The 26,143-nt window shown below is 57.8% G+C and carries 17 protein-coding genes and 9 pseudogenes; 15 read left to right on the top strand and 11 right to left on the bottom strand.

Annotated elements, in window-relative coordinates:
* Positions 1-974: 974 nt before the first annotated feature.
* The gene (locus ACVMB1_RS00955) at positions 975-2,252 is read left to right on the top strand and encodes an aminotransferase class I/II-fold pyridoxal phosphate-dependent enzyme (protein WP_456847992.1); all 1,278 of its coding nucleotides are present in this window, start codon (positions 975-977) and stop codon (positions 2,250-2,252) included.
* Between the two features lie 273 nt (positions 2,253-2,525).
* On the top strand, positions 2,526-3,413 hold the full coding sequence (locus tag ACVMB1_RS00950) for a polysaccharide deacetylase family protein (RefSeq protein ID WP_456847990.1): 888 nt from the start codon (positions 2,526-2,528) through the stop codon (positions 3,411-3,413).
* A gap of 287 nt (positions 3,414-3,700) precedes the next feature.
* On the opposite strand, the gene ACVMB1_RS00945 is transcribed toward ACVMB1_RS00950, so the two are convergent.
* Positions 3,701-4,000 (bottom strand): hypothetical protein, encoded by a 300-nt coding sequence (locus ACVMB1_RS00945; protein WP_456847987.1) that lies wholly within the window; start codon positions 3,998-4,000, stop codon positions 3,701-3,703.
* Positions 4,001-4,502: 502 nt separating this feature from the next.
* Between ACVMB1_RS00945 and ACVMB1_RS00940 the strand changes: the two are divergent.
* Positions 4,503-4,854, top strand: a pseudogene (locus ACVMB1_RS00940) (transposase); the annotation flags it as partial.
* A 279-nt stretch (positions 4,855-5,133) separates the two neighbouring features.
* Positions 5,134-5,471, top strand: a pseudogene (locus tag ACVMB1_RS00935) (IS701 family transposase); the annotation flags it as partial.
* Positions 5,472-5,626: 155 nt separating this feature from the next.
* Here ACVMB1_RS00935 and ACVMB1_RS00930 read toward each other — a convergent pair.
* Positions 5,627-6,439 (bottom strand): enoyl-CoA hydratase/isomerase family protein, encoded by an 813-nt coding sequence (locus ACVMB1_RS00930; protein ID WP_456847985.1) that lies wholly within the window; start codon positions 6,437-6,439, stop codon positions 5,627-5,629.
* Here ACVMB1_RS00930 and ACVMB1_RS00925 point away from each other — a divergent pair.
* On the top strand, positions 6,438-6,590 hold the full coding sequence (locus tag ACVMB1_RS00925) for a hypothetical protein (protein ID WP_456849953.1): 153 nt from the start codon (positions 6,438-6,440) through the stop codon (positions 6,588-6,590). The two genes, ACVMB1_RS00930 and ACVMB1_RS00925, sit on opposite strands and share 2 nt — an antisense overlap.
* A 113-nt stretch (positions 6,591-6,703) precedes the next feature.
* On the opposite strand, the pseudogene ACVMB1_RS00920 reads toward ACVMB1_RS00925, so the two are convergent.
* Positions 6,704-6,958: pseudogene (locus tag ACVMB1_RS00920) on the bottom strand (acetate--CoA ligase family protein); the annotation flags it as partial.
* Positions 6,959-7,952: 994 nt separating this feature from the next.
* Between ACVMB1_RS00920 and ACVMB1_RS00915 the strand changes: the two are divergent.
* Positions 7,953-8,449 (top strand): annotated as a pseudogene (locus ACVMB1_RS00915) (IS630 family transposase); the annotation flags it as partial.
* Positions 8,450-9,211: 762 nt separating this feature from the next.
* Here the strand turns inward: ACVMB1_RS00915 and ACVMB1_RS00910 are convergent.
* The gene (locus tag ACVMB1_RS00910) at positions 9,212-9,442 is read right to left on the bottom strand and encodes a hypothetical protein (protein WP_456847983.1); all 231 of its coding nucleotides are present in this window, start codon (positions 9,440-9,442) and stop codon (positions 9,212-9,214) included.
* 86 nt (positions 9,443-9,528) lie between these two features.
* Between ACVMB1_RS00910 and ACVMB1_RS00905 the strand changes: the two are divergent.
* Positions 9,529-9,782, top strand: a pseudogene (locus tag ACVMB1_RS00905) (transposase).
* A 1,186-nt stretch (positions 9,783-10,968) separates the two neighbouring features.
* Here ACVMB1_RS00905 and ACVMB1_RS00900 read toward each other — a convergent pair.
* Positions 10,969-11,829: a MaoC/PaaZ C-terminal domain-containing protein gene (locus ACVMB1_RS00900; RefSeq protein WP_456847981.1), complete on the bottom strand. Its 861-nt coding sequence runs from the start codon at positions 11,827-11,829 to the stop codon at positions 10,969-10,971.
* Positions 11,830-12,435: 606 nt separating this feature from the next.
* On the opposite strand from ACVMB1_RS00900, the gene ACVMB1_RS00895 reads away from it, so the two are divergent.
* Positions 12,436-12,804, top strand: coding sequence for an IS4/Tn5 family transposase DNA-binding protein (locus tag ACVMB1_RS00895; RefSeq protein ID WP_456847979.1), 369 nt, complete (start codon positions 12,436-12,438; stop codon positions 12,802-12,804).
* Positions 12,805-12,963: 159 nt separating this feature from the next.
* Here the strand turns inward: ACVMB1_RS00895 and ACVMB1_RS00890 are convergent.
* Positions 12,964-14,299, bottom strand: a pseudogene (locus ACVMB1_RS00890) (IS5 family transposase).
* 39 nt (positions 14,300-14,338) lie between these two features.
* Here ACVMB1_RS00890 and ACVMB1_RS00885 point away from each other — a divergent pair.
* Positions 14,339-14,848: a hypothetical protein gene (locus ACVMB1_RS00885; protein ID WP_456847977.1), complete on the top strand. Its 510-nt coding sequence runs from the start codon at positions 14,339-14,341 to the stop codon at positions 14,846-14,848.
* Between the two features lie 231 nt (positions 14,849-15,079).
* Here the strand turns inward: ACVMB1_RS00885 and ACVMB1_RS00880 are convergent, their stop codons facing one another.
* Positions 15,080-16,192 carry an ISNCY family transposase gene (locus tag ACVMB1_RS00880; RefSeq protein ID WP_456847975.1) on the bottom strand — a complete coding sequence of 371 codons (1,113 nt, stop codon included), beginning with the start codon at positions 16,190-16,192 and terminating at the stop codon, positions 15,080-15,082.
* A gap of 64 nt (positions 16,193-16,256) precedes the next feature.
* Positions 16,257-16,385: pseudogene (locus tag ACVMB1_RS00875) on the bottom strand (helix-turn-helix domain-containing protein); the annotation flags it as partial.
* A gap of 116 nt (positions 16,386-16,501) precedes the next feature.
* Here ACVMB1_RS00875 and ACVMB1_RS00870 point away from each other — a divergent pair.
* Together ACVMB1_RS00870 and ACVMB1_RS00865 are read left to right on the top strand one after the other, a co-directional pair.
* Positions 16,502-16,657, top strand: a complete 156-nt coding sequence (locus ACVMB1_RS00870; RefSeq protein WP_456847973.1) for a transposase — start codon at positions 16,502-16,504, stop codon at positions 16,655-16,657.
* A gap of 24 nt (positions 16,658-16,681) precedes the next feature.
* Positions 16,682-16,939 carry a hypothetical protein gene (locus tag ACVMB1_RS00865; RefSeq protein ID WP_456847971.1) on the top strand — a complete coding sequence of 86 codons (258 nt, stop codon included), beginning with the start codon at positions 16,682-16,684 and terminating at the stop codon, positions 16,937-16,939.
* Between the two features lie 633 nt (positions 16,940-17,572).
* Here ACVMB1_RS00865 and ACVMB1_RS00860 read toward each other — a convergent pair.
* Positions 17,573-18,490 (bottom strand): TauD/TfdA dioxygenase family protein, encoded by a 918-nt coding sequence (locus tag ACVMB1_RS00860; RefSeq protein ID WP_456847969.1) that lies wholly within the window; start codon positions 18,488-18,490, stop codon positions 17,573-17,575.
* A 720-nt stretch (positions 18,491-19,210) separates the two neighbouring features.
* Positions 19,211-20,180 (bottom strand): annotated as a pseudogene (locus tag ACVMB1_RS00855) (IS630 family transposase).
* Between ACVMB1_RS00855 and istB the strand changes: the two are divergent.
* Together istB and ACVMB1_RS00845 are read left to right on the top strand one after the other, a co-directional pair.
* Positions 20,119-20,961 carry an IS21-like element helper ATPase IstB gene (gene istB, locus ACVMB1_RS00850; protein WP_456847967.1) on the top strand — a complete coding sequence of 281 codons (843 nt, stop codon included), beginning with the start codon at positions 20,119-20,121 and terminating at the stop codon, positions 20,959-20,961. The pseudogene ACVMB1_RS00855 and the gene istB overlap by 62 nt on opposite strands.
* A 198-nt stretch (positions 20,962-21,159) precedes the next feature.
* A complete protein-coding gene (locus ACVMB1_RS00845; RefSeq protein WP_456847965.1) occupies positions 21,160-21,558 on the top strand; it encodes a hypothetical protein in 399 nt (132 codons plus the stop codon).
* A gap of 173 nt (positions 21,559-21,731) precedes the next feature.
* Here the strand turns inward: ACVMB1_RS00845 and ACVMB1_RS00840 are convergent.
* Positions 21,732-23,131: pseudogene (locus tag ACVMB1_RS00840) on the bottom strand (IS1182 family transposase).
* A 1,472-nt stretch (positions 23,132-24,603) separates the two neighbouring features.
* Between ACVMB1_RS00840 and ACVMB1_RS00835 the strand changes: the two are divergent.
* Both ACVMB1_RS00835 and ACVMB1_RS00830 read left to right on the top strand, forming a co-directional pair.
* Positions 24,604-25,413, top strand: coding sequence for a helix-turn-helix transcriptional regulator (locus ACVMB1_RS00835; protein WP_456847963.1), 810 nt, complete (start codon positions 24,604-24,606; stop codon positions 25,411-25,413).
* A 94-nt stretch (positions 25,414-25,507) separates the two neighbouring features.
* Complete coding sequence (locus ACVMB1_RS00830) at positions 25,508-26,140, top strand: acyl-homoserine-lactone synthase (protein WP_456847961.1); 633 nt, start codon at positions 25,508-25,510, stop codon at positions 26,138-26,140.
* The last annotated feature ends 3 nt before the right edge of the window (positions 26,141-26,143 follow it).

Below are 26,143 nucleotides of genomic sequence, written 5' to 3'. Positions count from 1 at the left end.
CAGTTACACCGGCGTCGTGTTCAGCCTGATTTCGATGCAGAAACCTGTGCTCGGGCCGGCGCGCTCGAGTGGCCGTGCGCTTGGGCATCGATAACGTTCAGTATGATTTGATCAACGTCAACCTCCTCCGGCCGATCGCTGCCAATCACGTGCCTTTTGATTTCAAAAACCGAGTTCGATGAGGCCCATCGGTCGGGCGGCTACTTCGATCTGACCATACACCCAAGGGATCGGTCGCCCATCGTGCATCCGAGGTTCCGCGAATTAATTGCCTGTATCAGAAAGCACGGCAATACCGAGGTCGCGCGAAGCCGTGATGTGGCGACTGCCTGCCTTGAGGCTGCGAACACACTGAGGAATGGATCGACTATGCGCCCTTTCTACGACAGAGCGAGAACATGACTATTTCGTCGCGGTCCGCCCCGCGATGGTCTCGCCGTCGTAAGCAGTGACCCAGCTCGCGCTCTACCTTCAACACTCTAGATATCCATATTGGCTCTTTCGCCCACGTCTTCTCTTTGCGAAAACCGTTTCAGTGCCTAAATGTCAGCTGCGCGAAGCAAGGCTGATCAGCTTCGGCGGCCTCCCCTCGCCAAGCTTCCGCTCAAGGCTACACGTAAAGACTGCCAAGAAGAAGCTGACTATCAGGAAGATCGTTGCCGATCATTGTCATCGGTTCCAGATGTGAAAGTACATGCCTGCCTCCAGACAGCCTCGAGTCTCATTGCTGAGGAGATACCGACGCAACCGCGCTATGGATGCGCTACCTGTCCACACGATTTAGCCCTATTTGATTTGGTAGCTGCCGAAGCGAAGTAGCTAGTGGTTTAGTTCGTTTGGACTGGGCGCCGACCGAGCTGCCGCAAGATTTGTGTCGAACCTTCAGTTCGGCCCGACGTTGTCAAGCATCACATTGAGCGGGCACAACTGGGCGGTCGGCCAAATGTCTTTGACACACTCGACTGGAACATGAAATGCAACAGCAGATCGCTCCGACGGATGATGGTTGCCTCAGTGGACAGTCTCGGAACACCGCCCAAGCGGCCTGCGAGAGCAGTCCATATTTCGATGCAGCCCAGATGGCTGGTCTCATGGCCGTACATGGACATTCCACGACCGGACATATCATTGCTTGGGGCAACGATTCACTTGACAACCGTCCTCAGGTAATTGATTTCGCGCGACGCTCGTACCTTGGCCTCGACAATCATCCGGTGGTCGTCGCCGGGGCGATCGAGGCGATCGAGGTGCATCGGTCATTACATCTGTCCTGCGCCCAGACGCGGCTGAATTTCGATCTTCTGAAGGAACTTGAAGAAACCCTCTCGGACATTTTCTGCGCGCGCGTCCTCGCTTTTTCCAGCGGCATGCTCGCCAATCTGAGCGCGATGCCCGTTCTTGCTTCGGGTCAGTTGACGGGCGGCAGGAAGCCGGTCGTCGTGTTCGATCAGTCTGCACACATCTCGCTCGCTTATCACAAGCCGGTGGTGGCTGATGAAGCGCTAGTGGAAACGATCGTGCACAACGACGTCGACGCTCTCGAGCGCTTATGCCGAGAACATCCGGTGGTCGCCTATGTATGCGATGGTGTTTACTTTATGGGAGGCTATTCTCCGATCAAGGAACTGCGTCAGCTCCAGGAACGTTACGGGCTCTTTCTCTATATCGACGATGCTCACGGCATATCGATCCTTGGACGCCAAGGCGAAGGATTCGCTCGCTCTCAGTTTCCGCAGGTGCTCGGTGACCGAACGATCATAGCAGCCTCGCTCGCGAAGGGGTTCGGCGCGTCGGGCGGAGTGTTAATGCTCGGAGCTGCAGATCACGAGACCCTGTTCCGACGATGCTCCATTCCGTATGCGTTTTCGGCGGCACCAAATCTGGCGGCGGTTGGCGCGGCGCTTGGGTCGTGCAAAATTCACCTTTCGGCTGAACTCGGCCAGCGGCAGCGGCGATTGGCACGACGCATCCACCTCTTTGACCGTCGTGTCGCAACCGCCGAGCACGGCAGTTCACTTCCGATCAGAACGATCATCATCGGATCGGAGGCCAAGGCGATTGCAATCGCAAGAGGGCTTCTCGATTGCGGCTTCTACACCCTGGTGACGTTCTTCCCAATGGTCGAGCAAGGAATGGCGGGAATTCGGGTGTACATTACGGCGGAGCACGAGGTGGGCGACATAGAGCGGCTGTGCGACAGCATCTTGCAAAATGTAGTCGAAACAACGGGAAAGCCGTACCCTCTGAGGTGACGTGCCGATTCAGCGGACGAATTTATAGAGCTGCCCGTAGACCAAGTAGCGCATCGACGTTATGGCAAGCGGCGCTACCAACTTTGCGCAGGCCCGAAGATCGAGCGTTCTTTCCCCCACGGTTGTTCGTCCAAGCTATAGATCAGCCGGCTAGTTGCACTAGGCCGTGTTCAGCAGGACGATAGACTATTCCGCGACGCCTACTGCAGGAACAACAAAGACCAAGAGAACGTCGAAACTTAACGATCAGCAGCCCGCAACTGGAGACCAGACTTGCCAAATATCCCATGGCCGAACGGCGCCAAGATTGCCGTCAATCTCACTTTCGATTTCGATGCAGAAACCTTGTGGCTAGGGCGCGACCCGACCAATGTGGATCGTCCCGGCACGCTCTCGCAGGGCACCTACGGCGCGAAGATAGGCGTACCTAAGATCCTCGAACTGCTTACCGACGAAGGGTTGCCGGCTACGTTTTTCGTGCCCGGCTGGGTCGTCGACAACAGAACCCATGTCGTCGAGAAGATCGTAAAAGCCAATCATGAACTCGGCCACCACGGTTATCTACACAAATCGATTGATCCGAACAATCCGGAGATGGAACTTGAGGAGCTTGAAAAGGGCATCGAATCCATCAAGCGTGTCATCGGTGTTGCTCCCGTAGGCTACCGCGCTCCATCAGGAGAAACGAGTGCGAATCTGATCCGCCTTCTGACCGAACGAGGGTTTATCTACGACAGCACCATGCTGGACGACATCGAACCGTACCGCCACGTCCTGGAGGACGGTAGCCCCGGCCTCGTTGAGTTGCCGTGGCACTGGAGCATGGATGACGCTCAGTATCTTTTGACCAGCATCAAGTTCCACCGGCAGATGGCTACCAATGATCACGTGCTGTCGATTTGGAAGGCGGAGTTCGAAGAAGCCTATCTATCGGGCGGCTACTTCGATCTCATTATGCACCCCCAAGTTACCGGCCGCCCGTCCCGCATCCGCATGTTGCGCGAATTCATCGCTTATATCAGAAAGCACGACAATGTCTGGTTCGCACGAAGCCGTGATGTGGCGACTGCCTGGCTGAAGGTTGCGAACACTCCGAGCGATGGATCGATCGTCTCGCCCTTTCTGCGACAGAGCGAGAACGGGACCATTTCGCCGCGGTAAGCCCCGGGAATCGACAAGCCCAAGATGATACGCGATACTGACGACGATGGCCGGAAGGTGGTCGGTGTCAGGATCTCCATCGTCCGAAAGGCGCGAAGCGGCGGAAAGGCGCGGGCAAGGCCGAAAGCCGCGAGTGTCCCAACGATGGTCGACAGGATGGCAACCGTGAAGCCCCAGAATGCGCCAGCAGCCGAATGCCAGCGAAACTTTTTCGACGTCTCAGAATTCGGACCAATGTCTGGGCCGCGGCTTGTCAGCCGAGAACCTCTTCGTGTCGTAAACCATGTTCAAGGAATAGATGTAACTGCCGAAACCGAACGACTGTTTACCGAAACCTGCGATTCCGGTAACTCCCGCTGCCAGTGGATCGAGTAGTCAATCTTCTCGACTTGGTCGTTCTCAGCAAGAAGAAGCGCGTTAGCTTGGCTTAAGAGTACTGTGTCGACGGTAACGCTGTTCGTTTTCACCATGAGCCCGACTTGCGCCGCTCTGATGTCCTGGAAGACAGGAGGCACCTTTATCCCAGTCTCGGCGAAAGGCTTCACAAAACCGTTCAGAACGGCCTCGCCGAGGTTGCCGGCGCTCATATTCAGCCTTAACTCACCGGATGATTTGCACCAACGCGCGGCTAGCAGTGGAAGACAGGGCACTGGCTGCGATCAGCGGATGACGTCGCCCTCATGAAATACCTCCGGTTCACCGAATGGCTCACGCTCCCTCCTCAGTTTTTGATTTCGGTCCAAAGAAACCCTTTGTCCCTTGGGTAAATGCCACTTGGCCTTTAGGTCGATTTTCCCCGATTTCCGGCTCATTGTAAGCAAGATTATGCGCATGCTTGACGCGACGCGGGCTGTCGACACCGCAAGCACGGTGCTGCCTACCAAAAAGGTCGATACACGGGTCTTTGCAATTGATGGCAGATGGAAGCATTCGGATTGGGCGCAGAGTCGCCTCGATCCAACGCCGTGCCTCAACGCGATTCGAGGCATCATCAATCTCGAGCACAGAGGCTAGCGAAACCACCGTACCCTCGGTAGAGCTCTGTACCTCTTCCTGTAATACTCTTCGCGCATCGATGATCGACGCCACCGGCTCGCCGGCGGTGATGATGCGGTGCTGGTAATCGACGACACCGCGGTGCCGAAGAAGGGAAACACTCGGTCGGCGTCGCTACGCCTAGGCTCCTGGAAAAACGGCAAATTGCCAAACATTGGTATCGCTGACGTTTGTGGACGGTGAAGTGCTGGTGATGATCGCATTGCGTCTCTTCCTATCCGAGAGCTGGACGAGTGACGCCGCACGATTGAAGCACGTCGGCGTACCGGTCCGGACCAAGGGCCGATTGTAAGGCCGCTTTGCCGCGGTTCGGGCGCGGATCTCCGATGGGCCTCCCCAGCGGATCAAGGATGAGGATCAGCAGCATCTTCCCGGCGAGGGGGCTTGACCTGTCGGCGAGTACAGGGCCTCGGGGGAAAAGGGCGAATTCGTCGTCTCGGCAACGCGCAGCTTCCGATGAGGCCTCGCCCCCTAATACGTTACACGGCATCCCGCATTGTCCCCCGGGTCTATGCTTGCGCGGAATAGGTTGCACCTTTCTGAGACGACGAGCCGATCGTGAGCCATTTCACAGCGCTCCGTCCGGGCGCTCAAGATCATCGAGAAGATCGGCAATGCCAACGCCAGCAGCGTGCGCTCGCGCTCGTCGGCCGTCCGCCCTAGGCTCACCAACCTGCCAGCCGCGACAGATCTGCGCACATTAGCCGCGACCATCAAGGCCTGATGGATCTGCGAGCAGGCACATCAGCAGCTGAAAGAGGAACTCAGGCTTGACCACTTGAGGGGCGATCCTCGCAAGGTCTTCATCGTCACACGCTGATGACACCGATCGCCTACGCTTTCTTGCAACAGCGTCGCCTTGCAAAGAGATTGAATCAACGAACCTCAGCCTCAGCCACTCTTGCCGGCGGACGGCTACACTATCGTCAATCGCATACTTCGGCCGGCATCTCAGCGATGCTCACGGCAGAAGACGAACCCGTGAAAAGTCGCAACAAATAAAACTGCAAAAATAGTGTTAGGCCCGGCAGCCTCTCAGCACGAATGCGCCTGGAAGGCTGGGTGTCGGCGAGCTTTTCAGCCGCTCCCGGCTTTTGCAGGTTAGACAGAGCACTGCTCTTGCCGGTTCTGGGCCGACGCATCCTTGTCGCCCCAAGTTATTCATAATTCCTGAACTGGGCATCCCTCCAGTTCAGGGCTTCCTTGACGCCTTTTTCCTGGCGAACCCGCTCGAATTCTCTGTATTCCGGGGGATCGATCGCTTGGACCAGCGCACAGGCCTCGATCCCGTAGGTCGTCGCCGGGCGGAAACCCATAACCTCGTATGTATGATTTATCGCCCTTTTGTTCCACTGCAGGCACGCCGTGGCGACTAGCGACATGCGTTTGGCTACCTTCATTGTCTCGGCTTGAAGTTGGTCCTTCGGAAACACCCGATTCACGAGCCCCATCTCCTTCGCCTCCTCGGCTCCGATCGTGTCGCCGGTATAGATTAGTTCGCGGCAGCGCGCGCCGATAATCCAGGGCATGACGAGCGTTGTCACTCCGCCCGAGAATTTGCTCTGGACCACACCGAACTTGGAATCCTCAGAGCAGTACCGGACATCGCACATTTGGGCGAACTCGAGCGCTGCGGCGAGACAATAGCCTTCGATCTGCGCGATGACGGGCTTGGAGCAGGCCCAGACCGTATAGGCGAAGTCGAAATGATCGGCTATCCGGTTGCGCCAATCCACGATCGACTGTTGGGGGATATCAGCGGCTCCAAGGTCATACCCGGTGGAGAATGCCTTTCCGCCAGCACCAGTTACGATGATGACTCGGATATCCTCGTCGTCACCCGCCTTGGCGATAGCGATCCTGAACTCCTTTTTCATTATCGAGCTGATCGCGTTGTAGCGGCCGGGATTGTTGAAGGTGATCGTCGCGACCCGTTCGTCGGTCTCGTATTTCAGGAACTGAAAGTCCATGATGGCTGTCTCCATTGCGTCATTGACGCTCAAACGTCTAATTGATCGTCACGACCGACTCCAGGAGCACGTCCGCGCCGACCGGCAGCGCACGAGCACAATCAAGGAACTGATCTCGATCGCGGCGAAGATCTCTTGCATCCTTCTCTGACAATCTGACTGGGCCGAGATGAAGGGCGGCAGGGGCCTCAACGTCGAAAGGCCCTTTTCGCGCAGGCCCCGCAGCAGCCTCATCGCCGCGTTATCGCCCGGCATCCCGCCTGCGCTTACGACGACGAAGCTCCCGAAATCGGACTTATTCTGAATGCCGAGCACCAGCTCGACTCTCGATCCAACGATCGACTGCCCGACGATGCAGGGTCGCGGGTGGCTGCCAGTATGATGCGACCTCGCGTCTTGCAGCAAGCCGCATGCCTCACCGACGGAGTTAGGATCCTCAATGCCTAGGCGCATGAGCCCGACCTCCCTCTTGTGCGGCAGGTTCGGCGAAATCCCTTTCAGGACCATGGGACAATTCAAGGACGGCCTCGTCTCAATGCGTTCTTAAGCACTGTCGCGAGGTGGCAGATGACCATCCGTCGCGGCGGATCTCGTGGAACGCTGTGCAGGCGATCCCCTCGCGATCGGAGCACTTGGCGGCTAGCAATGCTTGTTGCTGTTCGGTCCCGACGTGCACCTTTTCGATTCTCTCTGTAGCCAAATCTCCGAAATTCGCGCTCATCTTTTGCAACTCGAGTTCGCGTTTGGATCGTACAAGGCGAATCCAGAGCCTTCCATCAGTTCTGGCGAGATCCTCGTGTCTCTTGTTACAGCCGAACATCCGTTCGATTGCGGCCTGGTCGGGATTCGATCGGCGAGGCTGTCACATATTTGAATCCGGCGCAGTCGCCTGCCTCGACCATGAACCGTAGGCCGCTCGTCGGGTGCCGAAGAAACCGCGCGGTCCACCTTCATGGCGCTGTCAGTCAGCTTAGTCATCGTCCACCCTCACTAGTCGAGACGAGTAGAGCAAGTCCTATGCCGGCCAGCAGCGATCGAAAACCGCCGCGATTTTTGCATGTAACGTCCGTTTTATTTGCGACGCTTGTCGGATTCCGGACACGAGCATCGGCGACACCGGAACAATCGGGCCGATCGCGGAGCCACGAAATGCTTCGCATGTGTGCGCCGAACGACATTCGACCGACGCGCAATCAAATGGTGAACAACAGACATATCCGAACGGCATGGAGAGATGGCCATCAACGACAGCAACGGGGCTTATGATGCGCCGATCGCGCGAGGCGCCTCATGACGTCCAGAGTACTTCTTAGACAATCTCTGGATTAAGGTGAAAGTGATCTCGTCGAAGAGTATGATTTTTGACTGCACGATCAAGCGCGCGCAACTGCTACGCGTTGCTTCTGTCGCCTGACAATTGCGCTGGTCATCCTTTCCGCTTGTCGCCCAAGCCAACTCTCTCCAGGATCGCGCTGGCGCGACGTTCGGCTTCGGTGACGCGGACCGCGGCGGGCCGGGAAAGCGCGAGCGTTACGATTACGAGTACCGCCGCAACGGCACCGTCAATCTCTTCGTCGCCTTCGATCCGCATCGGGCCTGGCGCAAGGTCAAAGTCACCGAACGGCGCACCGGCGTGGATTATGCTCACTGCATGCGCGAACTCGTCGATGTCCATTACCCCAAGGCCGCCTGCATCCGTGTCGTGCAAGACAATCTGTCGATCCATACCCCCAGCGCCCTCTACCAGGCCTTTGCCCCCGCCGAGGCGCGCCGCATCCTGCGCCGCCTCGAGTTCCACTACACCCCGAGACACGCCAGTTGGCTCAATATGGTCGAGATCGAGATCGGCGTGCTCCAAGGGCAGTGTCTCAGCCGCCGGATCGACGATCCAAAACGCCTTAGAAGCGAGATCGCAGGCAGCGAAACAAAACTCGCGCCCGTATCAACTGGATGTTCATAACCGACAGGGGCGCCTATCCAGGCATACCCAAAGAGTCAAAATCACTGTGACGAGCTACTAGGACAGTATAGCGACGTTCGCGCGCATTCTGCAAAGGAGAACTCAAACGCCTCATCAGATCACGCCTTGTACGAGATGAGAAGCTCATCTTGATGGGAACCACCGGATTCAGACAATAGGACAATGCGGGTCGATGAAGCTTTCAAAGCTTTTCGAACGGCTTGGCCGGTTAGTCGGATGGCGGCTGGAGGTCTGCACGCGGCGCGAAAGACGTCCTTCACGAGACCTGGCACCGATCATTTTCAGGACATGAATTGGCCGACGACCTAGCGCCTGCTCGACCAGATCAAAAGTGTCATGAGCACGCGAACTTGATGAGCCGCCAGCCTTGAACAGTGCAAACTGCGAGACGCGCAGCGAGATTGGCTTCTCGGAATTCCGCGCTATCAAGCAACAGTGTAGCATGGACGCGTCGGAATCGACGCCGATCTTGGTCGTCTCGCGATCGAAACGGCCTTGACTTGTCGGTGATCAGGCGGATCACCCAGAATAGAACGCACTTGCCGTGCCGAGTGCCAGGAAATGAAAACATGTCGGTCGGGTCATAGAATCTCCAGCCAACATCGTCGTCGCCTCGGGCGACGCCCCGCACATCAACACTGCCAACGCAATCCGGACGTGGCTGCACGGAACTGCTCAGTCGGCTGCAATGTCCGGTTCTGCCGGGAGGTGGCTCGCCCTATACTGCGCGTCCGAGGGTGCTCGGGCGATCCGAGCCGATCCTCATCAGAGGAGGACCGAGCCGTTGCGGATTATAGGAAAGCATTAATCGACGTCGCGAAGCTGAGAAACGCGATCGCGATTGCGGAAACACGTCGGGAAGGAGAGGTCCGCTTCTTCGGTGAAATCGACGCATCGGCGACCAGCATGCGCCGGGTCATTGAACGGATCGCCAGCTGACGCACCAATCCCCCGAGGTCCGAGCTACATATCCGGACCTGCCCGATCTTGCCCGTGTCCTTTGCCAGAATCTCTTGAAGCATGTGGAAACCCTGTCGGAGCAGATGGCAGAGCTGGAGAAGGGACTAGGGGTGCGCGCGCCAGACAGGACGAGGTCGCGTGTCGCTAAATAACCATTCCGGGGATCGGGGCAATCTGTGCTACAGCGATAGAGGCCTTGGCGCCCTCGGCGGGGACCTTTTCCAAGGAGCGTGATTTTACGGCCTGGATTGGTCTCACGCCCAAACAGATTCCTTCGGAAGCAAGGACAGGCTGGGCAAAATCTCCAGGATGGGCCAGCGAGATCTCCGACGCCTCCTTGTTCTTGGTGCGACCGCCGTCGTGCGATGGGCAAGACGATATCGATCGGCAGCCGAATCCTGACTGGCGAGGATCTCTCGAAGAAGCCTCCAAAGCTGATTGCGGTCGCTCTAGCGGACAAATTGGCGCGTATCGCTTGAGCCTTTGGTGGTCGGCGGTGCGTTTACGAAGCTCCTGCGTCTCGCACTGCGCAACGCGAGGACAGAAGCCGAGAGACGCCGGCGATGTGGTAAGGTGTAACGGAGGATTATGGACAATCGGCCAGGATTCTGGATTGAAAGAATCGACAGGTCGACGAGTGCCAGCGAGCACGCCTAGCCGAATTGGATCCAATCCACGCATTCCATAAGGGCCGGCGACGTGTCGAAGTCGCATCACGAGGCCGGACACACGTCAGCATCCGACAACATGCCTGTTCCGAAGTTGAATATTTCTCGCATTTACTGGCGCATCCACACACGCGCGTGCCATACAAATGACCTCGAACAACCCGCTTTTCTGCAGCTTGGTGCCAGGCGCGGCTTGATCGTTCAGGCGGAAAACCGGGCAAAGCAAACAGCACCACGTTTAGGTGCGGCATCGGCGCATTTGTCGCATCGTGGCTGGGGGAAATGCAAATGCTGGCCGCCGCCAAAACGCCACCCTCGCCAGTCCCGCAGAGGGTCGGCCCGAGGGTCGAAAGGCCGCAGGAGCGCCTTGCGCCGACTACCACCGAGCTCGGCCGCAATCCGATAGGGCACTGAAAATAGTCGTCAAGCAGGTGGCCAATCTGATCTTGGCCTCCGAGAGAATGCAGGGTCGCGTTTGTTGCCGGCAGCCAGGTTGATGCTGATGCTCTGGTGCGCATCTTATCCGAGACGCCGGATTGTTGGCGTGCTCCGCGCTGGGCTCGCCACGAGCGCCCCCTCGAATTTGCCCACTCCGCTCGAGTATCATGGACCGTGCTGGTAGATCTGTCGTCGCCATCCGTATCTCCCCGCCGTCGTCGCATGGAATTGAAGCGGGGCGTTATGGGCGGGAACATCCGAACGAGTGAGCGCGCGGGCTGAGGCAACGTGATGGGATGCGCAGACTACAACGCGACTGAACCTCTTCCAGGATATCGTACCGGCAGGACAGAGCAAAAACCGAGCGCGCAAGCTCGCCGAAACGTCCTAAAGGGTGTTCGTTCTATGGTCCGCAGGACGGCCATGAGCAGACACGGTATTTTTGCCGCATCTATTTTGGCTCAGAGCCTGTCCGGAGAGGTTCAGCCTAGCACCGTCTGCCCATTCTTGGCGACGGTAACTTGGCGCTCTCGAACATGACCTTCGAACGAAATCGAACGGCCGTCCTTCCAGAGATTGACGGTGATGATCTCACCCGGGAAGACCGGGCCCGAAAAGCGGACGCGATGACGATGGAAGGCAGAGGGATCGTAGTCGGCGTAGGTTTGCAACACCGCCCTGCAGGTTAGTCCATAGGTGCACATACCATGGAGAATGGGCTTGGGAAAACTAGCCCGACGCGCGAATTCCGGATCGCTGTGCAAGGGATTGCGATCACCCGATAGACGATAGATCAGCGCTTGATCGGGTCGAATCGGAATATCGATTGATCTGTCAGGTGCTCGGCGGGGTACTTGGTGCGGCTCGGGCATTCCCTCCGAAGGTCCGCCGAAGCCGCCGTCGCCCCTCGCAAAGGTTGAAGAAAGGATAGTGACGATCTTATCACCATCGTCATGCTTGACGACGATTTCGTTCTGAATAATCGCCCCCTTCTCCCTGCCTTTGTCATACACGCCGCGTACACGTGCATCCGCCGTAACGCTGGCCGCGACAGGAATCGCCTTGTGAAATTTGATGTCGCGCTCGCCATCAACGACCATGACGCGATTTAGGTCGATGACTCCAGGTCTCGCCCCCCAGACGCAGACCGAAGCAAAGGTTGGAACCACCTTCAGCGCCTTCGGTATTGAAAATGCCTCATTGACAAAATGCAGCTCCTTTTCGTTCAACGGATCGGAGCCCATGCCGATGCCGAGCGCATAGAGCATTACGTCGCGATCACTCCACGAATAGGGAACGGCTTCGGTCTTGAGATTGAGTACCGCGGGATAGTCGATTGGCACCGGCCACCTTCCCTTGTTCTATTGCCACGTTTAACGTCAAGCTGGCGCAATAAGCGTGCGGATGTCCACCTCTGATCAGTTCGACCGCAACTTTGAGTCTCCGTAAAACGCCGCAATAAACGCCGCAATTTGCTGGCAAGTTGTTGCGCTCCTTGCTTTTGACAAACGGAATGTGGTGGTTCCTCATGGCTCTTGTCCGTTTCGCGAATGGATACTGTTCTTGCAGACGGAACGCATCGATCAGTTGCGTGTCGAAATGTATGCCGGCACCTCATTCGCTTTTGCTAGCTCTAAATAGCAATAGCCGTGCCAACGCGGTGCAATGCATTAAGCTTCTGACCACACTAAGAAGTTTTCACAGACCGCACCGCGACCGCTTTTTCAAACCCGACGGCCATCGTACCGTTGTCAGAAACGCAACAAGTAACGCCGCTTCTGCGACAGGCAGTCCTGGCGATTGTCGCCGCAGGCCGTCGGAAAGAACGTAACCCTCCGTTGAGGCTTACGATTACGCACATTTTTTGAGGCCTGGCCCAACCGAAAACTTGAGTCGCCGGAATCACTTGTGATTCTTTGATGGGCACCTGATTCGAGAAGAGGTGCTCTATGGGGCTGACTTCACGCGCCCGCGATGAGAAGGCGCATCCGTTGGCGTCTGACGCGGTGACCTGCTTTGACCGTGATGCTGCGCTGTGCGAATTCCAGAACACTCGACTTGGCGAGAGACTTCGCATGCTGCTGAAGCAGATTGGCGGAGACATCGGACAGAGCATTCCAATGGTTTGCCAAGACTGGGCGAATACTAAGGCGGCCTATCGTTTCTTCTCCAATGAACGAGTAAGCGAGGCCGACATCCTATCTGGTCATTTTAAATCGACGCGGGAAGTATCGCGGCTGCGAAAGGCCCTGTTCTTGTCCTGCAAGATACGGCCGAATTCACCTATCAAAGGGAGCGCCCGGATCTGGTCGGGATGATTAAGCGCATCCCCAAAAGCAACTCTCGAAGACTGGACGTAAACCCCAAACGTACACGACATGCGGAATATTGATGCATTCGAGCCTTGCGGTGACCCTCGAGGGGCTTCCACTGGGGCTCAGCGCCGTGAAGTTCGTCGGCCGTAAAGAACGCTGATTTCAGCCTGTGCCGAGCTGAAGTCGGACCGTGAGCTGGGCGAGGATTTGGGACAGCAAACGGCTGAGCCACCGGATCAGGCGACGGAAGTTGTAGCCGACGGCAGCGAGGACAGCGTTGGCGGCATCACCCTGGCGATGCCACAGATAGTTGCGCCCCATGCGACGCTCGGATTTGAGATGGCCGATGACCGGCTCGACGGCGGAGCGGCGGCGCAGCTCGCGTTTGATTGCAGGCGTCACCCGCCGCTTCTGGCCCGAGATGAACACCCTGATCTTGTAATCGGCTGGCGCATTGTGACCGCGGTAGGCTTTGTCGAGCAACATGCGCTCGATGGTATTGCCGACCAGCGCCTCCATGTCCGGGATCACGGTTTCGAGCGTGTGGCCGTCATAGGGATTGCCGGGCAGCGACTTCACATGGGCGACGAACTGGCCGCCTTTGGCGTGCGATAGCGTCGTGGCAACGGAGACCTTGACGCCGAACTCGTACGGCCGGTGCGCCTTGCCCTTGCCGATGCACTCCACCTCCGGTGCGTGCAGCGAGTAGATCTTGCGGCCACGCTGGTGCTGCTTCTGATCGAGCACCCGTCGCGCCAGCACCAGCATGCGGTCGAGCGCGATCTCATCGAGCAAGTCGGCGCCGCCCACGAGCTTGTGGGCGATGTCGCGGATGACGCGGCCGAGATAGGTTCGGAGCGTCCTCAAAGCCCGGTTGGCGCGCTTGAACTGCTTGGCGTGAGCGTAGCGCTGATTGCCCACCCGCCCATAGGACTGACGCAGCTTGATGCCGGCGCCCTTGGCGAGCCGGACCAGGATCTCGCGGGCGCGGTTGAGAAGCCTGGCATCAGTGGGGAACATCACGTTCTTGGACTGCACCGTGGTGTCGACGATGACGCGGTTGAGGTCGCTTGGCTTAAGAGCCTTGGTCTTGGTGGCAACCGAAAGACTCTCCTGCAGCAACGCTTGCAGCTTCTCCTCGCCCATGCGCTGGCGCCAGCGCGTCAGCGAGGAGCGGTCGAACACCAGACGGTGCTGGAAGAACTCCTCGCAGCAGAAGAACTGGTAATAGGGGGTTCTCCACCCAGCGCTCGCACAACACCTCATCGGACAGGTCGTAGGTGTGCTTGAGGATCGCAAGACCCGCCATCAGCCGCGTCGGCAGCGGCGGCCGGCCGGGCTTGTCCTCGTAGACCGCCCCGAACTGCTGCTCCAGGAACGACCAGTCGATCGTCCGCGAAAGCTTCACCAGCGCATGGCTCATGTCGATGATCGCGTCCAGCCGCGAGCGCAGAAGATCGGCCTGTCCGCTGTCCCGTCGTTCCTTGGGTGTCGTCACCGAAGGAATCACGACCCGCGATTCGACGGAATCTTGAAAATGAATTTGCAAGCTTCCAAGATCTCAACGGCAAAAGCTTGCAATCTCAACCGCCATTTCAACCGGAAAATCGACTCCCGCTCAATGGCTTGGAAGATTTTCACGGCCGACAAGTTCTGGACCAGAAAGAAATTCAGAGGGGCCGCTGCGCTCAGGCGCGAGTTCAACCTGACACGGATCCCCATTGAAACCAAGGAGAGCATTCGGTGGCTGGAGAACCTCAAGCAATCCACGGAGCTTTTCGAGAAGCCATCGCAGTGCATCCATATCGGTGATCGTGAGGCCGATATTTATGAATTGTTTTGCGCCGCCCAAGAGGTTGGAACGCATTTCTTAGTAAGGACCTGTGTCAATCGCCTGGCAGGCGATGGCGATCATACCGTTGCAACGATAATGGACGAGGTCGTAGTCAAAGGTCTCCCCGGATCAAAGTCCAGGATAGCAAGGGCAATCCAGACCAGGCTGTTCTTGAAATCAGGTATCGTAAAATCCGTATTCTGCTACCGATAGGCAAGCAGTCGCGGTATCCAGCTTTGACTTTGAGAGTGGTCCACGCCGATGAAAGAGGAGCGCCAAAGAACAGAAAGAAGATCGAATGGAAACTCCTGACCGATCTTCCGGTGCAATCGCGCGGGGTGTCCGTAGCGGGTGCAGATGTCGTGTTTTTGTAGCTCGTGATCTGTCGCCTTCGTTGTTGATTATCGGCGTGGCCGGAAGGCGCGGACGGCTCGGCCGATTTGGTCATGCCAGGGATATGGTTGGTGGGGACTTTGTCAGTTTCTTTGTTCGACTTGAAGCCCGTTTCTCCGTCCCGACCCGCGCTTTCTCGACGGCGGCGCGCGCAGGAGCGGTCAAGGACGCGCGCTTGCGCGCCCGCCAGGGCTTGTCCTTGACGGCTCCGAGCACGCCGCCAGGCTGAAGCGCGTCGGGGCTGATCTGCTGTCCGTTGGCGCTAAACATCGCCAATCGATGCGGTCCAAGGAACACGCTGACGGTGCCATCGGGATACTCATGGAGGCGCACCACAGCCTTGACGAAGTGAGGCCTGAGCCGGCTCTGCGGCAGCTGCAGCCGCCGACCGTTCCATGCAACGGTATTGTCGTTGGCGACGGTTCGCTCCTCGATCACGCACAGCGCCTCGCGCCAGGCCTCATGCCGGTCGGCCACGAATGCCGTGCCTTCCTGTTCGGGCTTGATCGCAAACGCGGCGTTGTGCCCGGGGATGTAATGCGCCTTCAGCCACGCGTTGGCAGCCTCAACCGTCGTGATCCCGGCAAGCCGCAGCTCCTTCGGCAGCCGATCCTGCAAGGTGCCGAACACCCGCTCGGAACGCCCGCGCGCCTGCGGCGAATAGGCTGCGATATGCTCGATCCCAAGATGCGACAAAGCCCGTCCCACCTGGGTTTGTTGCGTCTTCGAGACCTTCTCGCCAGCTTTTGGGGTCAGGAAATAATGGCTGCCGCGGTCGGTGTAGAGCGCGCAGAACAGGCCATGCTCGCCAATCACTTCGCGCAAGGCCTGGAAGGTCGAGGCCGTTCCTTCTTCCTCGACCAGCACCATCGAGTAGATCTCGCTGGTCGCATCGTCCATCGTGACGATCAGGTCCCTCGCGGGCAGGCCTTCGATCCAAACGTGGCGCGATCCGTCCTGGTGCAGCAGCATGCCCCGAAGCGGCCGCCGCGGCCGCTTCTTGCGGTGCGCCGAACGCTTCGGTGCCTTCCGCACCAGCCCCGCCGCGTGCAGCGCCAGCTTCGTCACCGTATAGCCCAGCACATAGTCGTGCCGCTTTTGCATCTGCTCGTGGAAGTGCTTCACCGTGAAGTCCGCGTACTTGTCCCGGTACAGCGCAAGCATCCGTTCCAGCTCCGCGCCCGCCGTGGCGAACGACGCCCCAGCCGGCGGTCTCGACAAGCCCGTCGTCGCCCTCCGCCTCATAGCGCTCCGCCCAGCGTTGAAACGTCCGAACACTGATCCCAAGAACCTCCGAAGCTGCCTCCTGCGTCAGTTCCTTCGCCTCCGTCCGATCCAGCAAATCTGAAAACCGCATCCGTCGTACACCCTCGTGAATGGATGCCGTGCCCATCGCGCCCCCTTGTTCCGGAGCACCGAAAACACGACACTTCACGAGCTACAAACAGGCGACAGATCACGAGCTACTGACAGGTGCAATCGCGCGGGGATGCGATCGAGAAACTCGAATGGTATTCTCTGCGATGGAAGATCGAGGTCTTCCACAAGATACTCAAATCCGGCTGTAGGGCAGAGGACTCGCAACTGCGGACTGCTCAGCGATTGACGAATCTGATCTCGGTATTCTGAATTGTGAGCTGGCGCATTTTTTGGATGACGATGCTTAATCGTTCAGCGCCAAATGCCTCAGCGGAATTTTTGCTGACCAAAGCTGAAATCCAATTGCTTGATCGGCTCGTCAAAGACAAGAATCCAGTCAGCACACAACGAAAGACATTGTCGTACTATCTCACCAAGATCGCCAGGCTTAGCGGCGATCTCGCCAGCGCCAACGATCCGCCACCAGGGAATCTGATCATGTGGCGCGGATTGTCGCGATTCATCGATATCGCAACGGGAGCGAAACTCTGACCCTCAAAAATGTGGGTTATCGTAAGCTTCGTCGTATGCGTACGAAAGAACTCTGCTTACCACATGCTCGAGCCGAGGAATTCTCGACTGAGGGTTCGAATTCGCTTGAGCGCGACCGGCGCGGTGCTTTAGACGAGGGCGACGCGCGTAAGTCAGCGAGAAGGTAATCCAAATTACCATGCGCACCAAAACTGGATCCCGCGCCCGGCGACGCTATCAATTGGCCGGAACTTTCTTCGAACTGGCGAACCCAGCGTGAGGTGGCAGGTCCGCAGGCCCGCGTGACGGATTGCCGAGCGTGGCCGCGAACGCGCAAGACCGTATGTCCGCCTAAGCCGATGAAGTGGCTCGCCCTACACTGCGCATCCGAGGGGTGCTCGGTTGGACCGAGCCGATCCACAGCACACGAAGGCGAGCTGTACGAGTTCGTCTCGGCCTGGTCTTCGAAACCGCTCGTGCGGACGCTTCAAGCATTGCGAGGTATCGATCTGATCGTGGCGGTACATTCGCGACCGACGCGATGTGAGCCACTTGTGGGTTATCTCAGCCTAGTGCCGAGCGACTGATCGATCGGAGAGTCGTCAGGCGTGGTGGCATCACCAATGCCGGCGGCCTATGCCATGGTAGACTAGATCAGTAGGCCACCATCATGCCACCTCTGGCCGTCTGCCGCTTTGATCCGTTGATATGCGCAGTGAGACGACCAGCGTTACCAAGGGCTACGTCGTCGCCAATGAGGTGACTCAATGTGTTATCTTGATCACCGAAATATTTAACGGCGTAATATTCAGTTGCCCAACTGTCCCAGATTGCAACGTCTCCCGACTTCCAGCTCCAGCGCACAGTATTTTGTGGCGCGGTAAGGTAGGATTGAAGTAGGGTGAATAGCCTCTCGCTGGTACGCTTCTGCAGGCCGACGAAATATTGTACGAAATGTCCGAGCACGAGCATCCGTTCGCGAGTCTCGGGATGAGTACAGACGACCGGATGCGCGGCTTCATGGATTGTTCCAGTGAAAACATCGTCTAGATGCAGCCGGTCCGCCTCTGCGGCACCCCCGCTCACGGTGCAATCATGGTCACTGTAGCGCACGGCCCAGAGGTCGTCGGCGAGCATCCGTAGCGGCTCCGGAAGATCAAGGTATGCGGCCGCAGCACTCGACCAAACAATGTCGCCACCAACGACGTTGGGCAGGACTGGAATATTTGAGCATGCCTCACCGACGCTGACATCCATGTGCATTTGGTCGGCAGAACGGCTGCTGCCGACCGACGCCATTGCCAACCATGCCGCCCCGATGCCACGGACTGTCGAACGCGGTATGAGCGAACCAAGTCGAACGGCAAAACGCTGCCGCTCGGCATCATCAAGGTGCGCCTGATCACGGAAGAAGATGACCTTTTGCGCGAGGAGCAGTCGAGCAATGGCCTGGACAGCTTCGTCTGACAACTCATCGGAGAGCCTGATGTTCTTGATCTCGCTACCTAGTCGGGTTCCATGCTTGACGACGTCCGCTCGCGGAATGATGTCGACAATGGTCGTATTGCTCATGATCATGACCTCACTATCGTGGCGCTAAACAAACTCTATGACCCATGGTCGGCAGAACCGACGACGGAACCGCAACCGACTTACTTTGGTTACCGGCGCGGCCCTTACTCGGCCGCGATGTCTTCCGGCAGAAAAGACGGGCAAACGCCAAGTCATTGGCGACCATCGCGTGGTGGCGATCAGAACCTGCTCGGAAGTCGGCACACATGGACATCATTATCGGAATGGACCTGCAGCAGGACGCCTCATTCCGGCATCGCAAATCTTACGTGCATTCGATGTCCCGTCCATGAAACGAAACCAGTCTTCGCTTCGCCCAAGCGCTATGTTCGCTTCGTCAGCAAGCCTGCCCCTGAAATTTTTTTGAAGTAACTGTCTGGCCAACGGCTCTACTGTAATAAGCACAATCAAAGCCACAAGCGGACAAAGTGGATTAGCGCGCGAGCTTGACTCGTCAGAGCATCTCAATTCAACGCCTCTTGCGCGCTCGACTTTAGATTGTATTATTTCCGAATCCGAACCAACGCGCAAGTAACAAGTTCTTGTTCAGAATATTCATTATAATGTGTTCTTTGTTCATCCCGGCGTCATGCATGAACCATCTATCCGAGGGATCATGGAGCAATGAAATGATGCGACATCCCGGGCCTCGTCGTGCTTCAGGGACCTCAGAGCGATTCGACGTTGTCGTCCGTAGTTGCGCCCTAGAGCACGCTGTTTTTATACGGAAACATAGCCTGAGTTTTTGAGATAGTTGGCGCACTCTTGTGCAGAAAAGAGGTCGAGGAGTTCGCCGACCTTGCGCCAGGTTGCCTCGACATCGCGCGGTTCTGCGGCTCGCATCAGATGTTTGAGCTTGGCGAAGACCTGTTCGATCGGATTGAGATCGGGACTGTAGGGCGGCAGGAAGAGCAGGTGCGCTCCGGTGGCGCGGATCGCATTGCGAGCGGACTTGCCCTTGTGACTGCCAAGATTGTCGAGGATGACGACCTCGCCTTTTGCCAGAGTTGGGGCCAACACCTTCTCGACATAGAGGGTGAAGAGTTCGCCATTGATGGGGCCGTCGATGACCCAAGGTGCGCTGATCTGGTCGTGCCGCAGCGCTGCGATGAAAGTCATGGTCTTCCAGTGACCGAAAGGCGCGGATGCTTGGAGCCGCTGTCCACTCGTGACCCAACCGCGCAGTGGCGCCATATTGGTCTTGATCCAGGTCTCGTCGATAAGATCAGGCGTGAAGCGTCAATCTTGCCTTGATGGGCCTTCCAGCGTGTCCGCTTACGGGCGATGTCGGGGCGATCTTGTTCGACTGGCAGGATCGTTTTTTTTTGAAGCTCAGCCCTTCGGCATGCACAAACGTCCACACCGCCCGCACATCGGTCTTGATCCCGCGCGCCGCCAGTTCCTGTGTCAGCTTCCGCAAAGTGAATGGTCCCGAGAGAACGCGCTTACGCAGCCAATCAGCATTGGCACCGGACAGAACCGGCTTCTTGTGACCGCCGATCTTGCCGGGCGAAACGCCCCCAGTCTTCCGTCTCAGATTCTTCCACTTCGTTACACAGGACGGGCTGATCTGAAGCGCCTCTGCAATCGAACGAACTGTCTCTCCTGCATCAGCTCGCGCAAAGAAGATGATTGAAGCAACGACGGATCCGCTCGACGCTATGCTGGCGCGCTTGCAGCTCTCAGGCATCCGCGATCAGCTCGACAACCTGCTCGACGAGGCGGCGCGCGCGAACCTGTCGGCGCGTGAGACGCTGATCCTGCTGTGCGAGCGCGAGATCGCACGCAAGGACCATCGGCGCATCGAGATGGCGCTGAAGCTCGCACACTTCCCGGCCGTGAAGGAGCTTGCTGGCTTCGATTTCGAGGCGCAGCCGTCAATCGATCCAAAGCAGATCCGGGACCTTGCCGCGTCACGCTGGATCGCCAATGGCGAAAATGTGCTGCTGCTCGGCCCGCCGGGCGTCGGCAAGACGCACTTGTCGATCGCGCTGGGACGAGAGGCAATCCTGGCTGGGTACACGGTGCAGTTCACCACGGCAACGACGCTGGTCGCAGGCCTTGCCAAGGCGCACGGCGAGCGACGCCTGGACGAGAAACTGCTCGCCCTGTCGAAGCCAAAGCTGCTGATCGTCGACGAGCTCGGCTACTTGCCGCTTGAACCTGACGCGGCGCATCTGTTCTTCCAGCTGGTCAGTCGCCGCTACGAAACCGGCGCCATGCTAATCACGTCGAACCGCAGCGTTGCCGAATGGGGCACAGTGTTCGCCGATCCCGTGGTCGCCACCGCGATCCTCGACCGGCTCCTGCACCACCGCCACGTGCTGACGATCCGCGGCGACAGCTACCGGCTCCGCGCCAAGCGCAAGAGCGGCCTCATCAAGCCGCCGAGCGCCGGTGACGGCCCTCCGGTCGGCTCCGCCTCCCTTCGGCCCGTCACCGGCGGAAACAACCTTCAACCGAGATCATAATCCCGATGGTGGGGCAGTTCTTCAGACGCAAAGGGGCAGTTCCGGATGGCGTTTGACACCTCGCGGAGTGGGCGCTGCTGGCCACAATCGATCCGATCCGACGTTGGTGCCTCTCAGGGCGGGGGATGGTAACCGGTAGAAAGTCGATATTGTTTGTGCCCTATTGACTAACGGTTTGCCGCTGGGAGGAAGTCCCACGTGCTGACGCGGGCGGACACGGCGATGCCATTTTTGAACATCCTGCCCAACAACATGGACCTGTCCCGCCGGCCAACGACATGGCGTCGGCGGCACTGGTGGCGCATCATCCGGCTTACCGATTATACGGCCCCGCTCATGGAGCAAGACCATCAGCAAACAACTGGCTATGATGACGGTTGGGGGCGTGTTGACCGAATACGCTTAGACTGGAGTTCAACCGCAGACCTTCCAGAATTCAAGGCGAATGAGCGCTCTGCAATCGCAGTACGTCGCAGATCACCGATCTACGGCGGGCGTCCGAACCTACACCTCTCGATCGCCTGTCAGCCAGCCCCTTGGCGATTTCCCGAGCAGAACTTCGGCCAGCTCTCGCAGCGATTGAGTTTGAAAGTCTAGCGACGGTCCTCCAGCTTGCTCTTGATGTGCGAGGCTGATGTCTGTTCGCCTAGCCGTTTCCTGTACAGATTGAGCTGCAAAACTCGGCTGGTTCGGCTGCGGGCCTCCGATTTGAGTTATGGCTGTCCTTCAGTTCTGGTGATATCGACGCTTTTGCCTGCTGTTTATCGGGTTCAAGTGGCCACCGCGAGCGTCGGCGGGGCACGGTGGAGAAGCTTGGCGAGCCGCCTGAGGTTCTGCGCGGTTGCTGTCAGCAGCACTTCGTCCCTAACTCCATATAGGCCTCGCAGCCGAATCCGGTCGAGCTTGAGAATGCGTTTCATATGGGCAAACCGCATCTCGACCTTTTTGCGCTCGCGGCGCGACTGCTGGAATGCTTCCGTGCTGGCTAATGCACGGACGCCGTCCCGTACGTCTTCATTGAGATCGCGGGTGATTTGCGCGCAACCGCCGTGGTGCACTTTGGCTTCAATGAACAGCGCGAGCAGTCGCCTTTGCTGGCTCTGTAGTAGACGATGTGGCCTTGATCGATATTGCCTGTTCTGGTCAGCTGCGCGCCACCCGGGCAAACGTAGATATTGCGTTCCCGGTCGAAGGCGAAGTCGGTTCGGCTAAAGGTGCCATCGGGACGGGCTGATTTGTCCCACACCGGAATGTGCGGCGTGATGTTACGATCCACCAGCCATTTGAGCAGCCTGACTGCGCCGTAAGCCGTGTCACCTGCGCGCCTTTGGGGCCGCAGATCGAAGCGACGCTCAACGCGGTCTACCATAGTCTGGGTAACAGCTATCTCCACCGCGCGGTTCGCGCGCGCACCTACCGCATCAAGGATAATCCCCGCCTTGTTGTCGATCAGATAGTTCGCGTCATAAGCAAAGAACGGGTCGATGCCGGGCCTGGTCACCCATGTTGCTTGCGGATCGGTAAGCGAGACTTCCTTGGGAGGCTTGCGTGGACGGCCGCCCTCACCTGAACCGCCGCCGTAGTCCCCACCGTTCTCATCGTCACTCGCGCCATCAAGCGCAGCGATGTACTCGCGAACCGCATGGGAGGCCTCTTCCGCCTTAGGCCATGTGGTCGGCTGGTCGCCGGGCAGCCGCTTCATCTTGTCCACATCCGCCTTAATCAGGCTCGCATCGATCGAGAACGTTTCACCTCCGACGACCCCTGCCGAAATGCACTTTGCGACCACTCTCTCAATTACCCGTCGCAAGGCATCGCTCTCACGGAAGCGTTCGCGCCGAGCCCGACAGAACACAGAATGATCAGGTATATTGTCTTCGATCCCGAGTTTGCAGAACCACCTGTAGGCTAGGTTGACCTGGACTTCAGCGCAGAGCCGTCGCTCTGAACGGAGCGCAAATACGTAACCGACGATCAGCATCCGGATCATCAGCACCGGATCAATCGAAGGTCGGCCAGTGTGCGAGTAAAACGGCGCAAGCTCGTTATAGACCCAACTCAGATCAAGCAAGCCGTCGATTTGCCGTACCAGGTGATCCGGCGGCACGACCTTGTCGAGGTCAAAGGAGTAAAAGAACTGGCCCTGACCGCTCTCCTGCCGCCCCAACATCCGCCGCTCCCGCAAATGCCGCCTCAACTTGACGGAATCACGGTTCGTGAGTCGCCTCAATGGGGGAGTTTTGCAACACAATCTGTACAGTAAGCGGACACGCGTTGGCGACTTAGAACGCGGCGAGTTTCTGTCCGGGGTATCGTCTCTCAAGGCAACGAGAACGACGAAGTATTGAGCCAATCGGCACCTTATCGGATACGCAAATCCCGCGAAGGGGCTCGATGCGCCGCTGGATTGTTGGAGTTTTCGCGCAACTCGGCCCCAACTGGCTGGGTTGCGGCTGCAGAATTGCTCACAAGCGTGATCGCGGGGAATATCCGAAAGTTTGAGGCCGCCGATTGCAGGCTATGCCGTAGTGTTGGTGAGCTAACGGTGCTATCCGACGGGTAGAAACATTTAGGAAAGCCAAACAAGCAGCAAGGAGAGGTGACGTTGACGGGCTCAAGACGAAGCACTCCTTCGTAGAATCCAATCAGGCAGCACCGGTGACACATGCGTCTCATACGGAGGATAGCGTATCGCGCCAATTGGCACACGCCACTTTAAGCTGCATCCGCACCACCCGCTCGAACCATTCATCCAGCATATGGCAGGTAGATTTCGCGAGCAGTGGCGAGATCACACCGCCTTGGGGCGCTCCATTCGTGAGTGGTGTAGGATGCCTTTTCGAGCGACCCGATGAAGCCACGGAAAGCGGTCCTGGACTGACAGCCATCAGGCCTGATCGATACTGTTAACCTCGAGCCGCCCAATCGTGATCTCGCCTGGTCCCCACCTCGAATGGAGGCCGAGATATTCACTGCTGTCGTCGGGTTCCTTTCCAATTCTCGACATCTGCATCGGTCACCCTGTATTTCGGTTTTTGGCTACGGTGTGGCGAGTGCACGTCGAATCGTGCACGGCCGATTCGTACGTAACGCACAATGGTCGCAGGGTACTATCATTCTCTGCTCGTCGAATCCGACGAGCAGCCACATCTCACGGTGAGGGCGCGCTCTGAACTAGAGCGCGTTCGGAACTAGAGCGCGTTCGGAACTAGAGAGATCACGGCCGGAGAAGATCATTATTAACCGACCTACAGCGTGCAGTTCCAGCCGGACACAATACATACCTAATAAGGTCACGCGCTGCTCCGCAACTTCATGCAATTCACAAAAGCAGGATCGAAGACCTGGCGCATGCCTGTGGTCCACCTTACGAGCCGATGATAGTTTTTGGTCGATGAAAGGTACGGAGCGAACCACTCGCTGGTTGAGAGGGCTATGGCGAAAGTCCGGACGGCAAAGAAGTTCCATCTAAGCTCGCGATCTCAAAAATGATCAAGGACGCGTTGCCAGACAGATCTACGAGCATGCCGTCTTCCAGTTTTGGCCGCATTCGACGGACAAGCTTCTTATCTGCAGACCTCCAAGCTACCATGGCCTCGCTAATCGAACGGCAACTCCGCAGCTCGAGAGCCCAACCCGCGCATGAGCCAGATCAACAATTTAATTGCCGCGCGTAGGCCGCAACGTTGGCAAGCACCGATCGGAAGGGATGCTGCGCGTTCGCCACGGACGTATACCATCATTCAGACCTTCGTCGATCAGCTCACCGAATGCACAGACTGCCACGCTACTCGACAGTGCATGGCGTATATAACTGCGGCGTTGAACTTGTCGTGTTTTGCATATCTTGCGCTACCCCAAAGGCCGGTTAATTCCCCGACGTTAATTTCGACGTATCCATCCTCCTGGACAGCTCGCTATTTGCTGCGCAAGTACGAAACCATCGATCCCGTTGTACGTCGGGCGATCCGCCAAACGGAACCCTTTCGATGGGGACTTGGATACGAACCGCGAGATCAGTCGGACTCCGAGCGTGAGCTATTCGAAGAGGCTGCCGGATTTGGCATTCGTTGCGGACTCACGTTTCCAATCCACGATCACCGGGGCGCGATCGCGGCGCTGAGTTTCGCGACCGACGACCGTCGGACCAATTTTGAGCGCTCGATAGTCGAGCAGGCCCAGAATCTGCGACTAATCGCGATGTTTTTCCACGCCCACGCAAGGCGCCTTTCGACCGCGGATCGCGTCGTCGGCGGGGTTGCGTTATCTCCTCGCGAGTTCCAATGTCTCGAATGGTCATCTCGCGGCAAATCTGCTGGGGAGATCGGGATCATTGTCGGAATATCTCGGCGGACAGCGGCCTTTCACCTGGATAACGTCCGAGCGAAGCTCGGCGTTCGCTCTCTTCGGCAAGCCGTCGCGCTTTTTGCCGAGGCCAACTCTCGAAGATAGGCCCACCTCTCGCAATAAGCACCTGTGCGACTGTACAGGGTGCGGCTGCCTTGGCTTCCTGCTTGATTTGCCAAATCAAAGCGGGGAAGTAGGAATGATCCAGCTCATTACGCCACAGTACTACAGTGAGTTTATCAACGACCTTGCTGAGATGCACCGGCTACGTTATCGCGTTTTCAAACTGCGTCTGAATTGGAATGTCGCGGTCAGCGGCGAGATGGAGATCGACGAATATGACGTCCTTAGGCCAGTTCATCTGCTGTATCGCGCAACGGATGGGAGGATTCAGGGTTGTGTCCGCCTTCTGCCGTCGACTGGACCAACTATGCTCAGAGAGATTTTTCCAGTTCTTCTTGACGGACAACGTGCACCACGAAGCTCTCAGGTGTGGGAAAGCAGCCGCTTCGCTCTCGACCTTCCTCCTGATACACCGAAAGTGAGCGGTGGACTTGCTGCCGCTACGTACAAGCTCTTTGCAGGCATGATCGAATTTGGTCTCTCCACTGGACTGACGGACATCGTCACCGTCACTGATGCTCGCATGGACCGTATTCTGCGGCGTGCAGGATGGCCCCTTCGCTCGATTGGAATGCCGCGAACGCTCGGGAATACGACCGCATTAGCCGGCTATCTAGAGATTTCTACTGACGCTTTGGAGCGCATCCGTAAGGCCGGGCGCATCTCAGGTCCGGTGCTTTGGGCCCCCGTCGTCCTTGCTGCCGCTTAGCCC

Source organism: Bradyrhizobium sp. USDA 4504 (assembly GCF_054063995.1).
This window is presented reverse-complemented; position numbering and strand designations above follow the sequence as displayed.

Coding starts and splice junctions, on each gene's coding strand:
- ACVMB1_RS00955 (WP_456847992.1), top strand. CDS start 975: ATGCAACAGCAGATCGCTCCGACGGATGATGGTTGCCTCAGTGGACAG.
- ACVMB1_RS00945 (WP_456847987.1), bottom strand. CDS start 4,000: ATGAGCGCCGGCAACCTCGGCGAGGCCGTTCTGAACGGTTTTGTGAAG.
- ACVMB1_RS00925 (WP_456849953.1), top strand. CDS start 6,438: ATGATGGCTGTCTCCATTGCGTCATTGACGCTCAAACGTCTAATTGAT.
- ACVMB1_RS00930 (WP_456847985.1), bottom strand. CDS start 6,439: ATGGACTTTCAGTTCCTGAAATACGAGACCGACGAACGGGTCGCGACG.
- ACVMB1_RS00910 (WP_456847983.1), bottom strand. CDS start 9,442: ATGCTTCAAGAGATTCTGGCAAAGGACACGGGCAAGATCGGGCAGGTC.
- ACVMB1_RS00895 (WP_456847979.1), top strand. CDS start 12,436: ATGGGGCTGACTTCACGCGCCCGCGATGAGAAGGCGCATCCGTTGGCG.
- ACVMB1_RS00885 (WP_456847977.1), top strand. CDS start 14,339: ATGAATTTGCAAGCTTCCAAGATCTCAACGGCAAAAGCTTGCAATCTC.
- ACVMB1_RS00880 (WP_456847975.1), bottom strand. CDS start 16,192: ATGCTTGCGCTGTACCGGGACAAGTACGCGGACTTCACGGTGAAGCAC.
- ACVMB1_RS00865 (WP_456847971.1), top strand. CDS start 16,682: ATGACGATGCTTAATCGTTCAGCGCCAAATGCCTCAGCGGAATTTTTG.
- ACVMB1_RS00860 (WP_456847969.1), bottom strand. CDS start 18,490: ATGAGCAATACGACCATTGTCGACATCATTCCGCGAGCGGACGTCGTC.
- istB (WP_456847967.1), top strand. CDS start 20,119: ATGATTGAAGCAACGACGGATCCGCTCGACGCTATGCTGGCGCGCTTG.
- ACVMB1_RS00835 (WP_456847963.1), top strand. CDS start 24,604: ATGAGCCAGATCAACAATTTAATTGCCGCGCGTAGGCCGCAACGTTGG.
- ACVMB1_RS00830 (WP_456847961.1), top strand. CDS start 25,508: ATGATCCAGCTCATTACGCCACAGTACTACAGTGAGTTTATCAACGAC.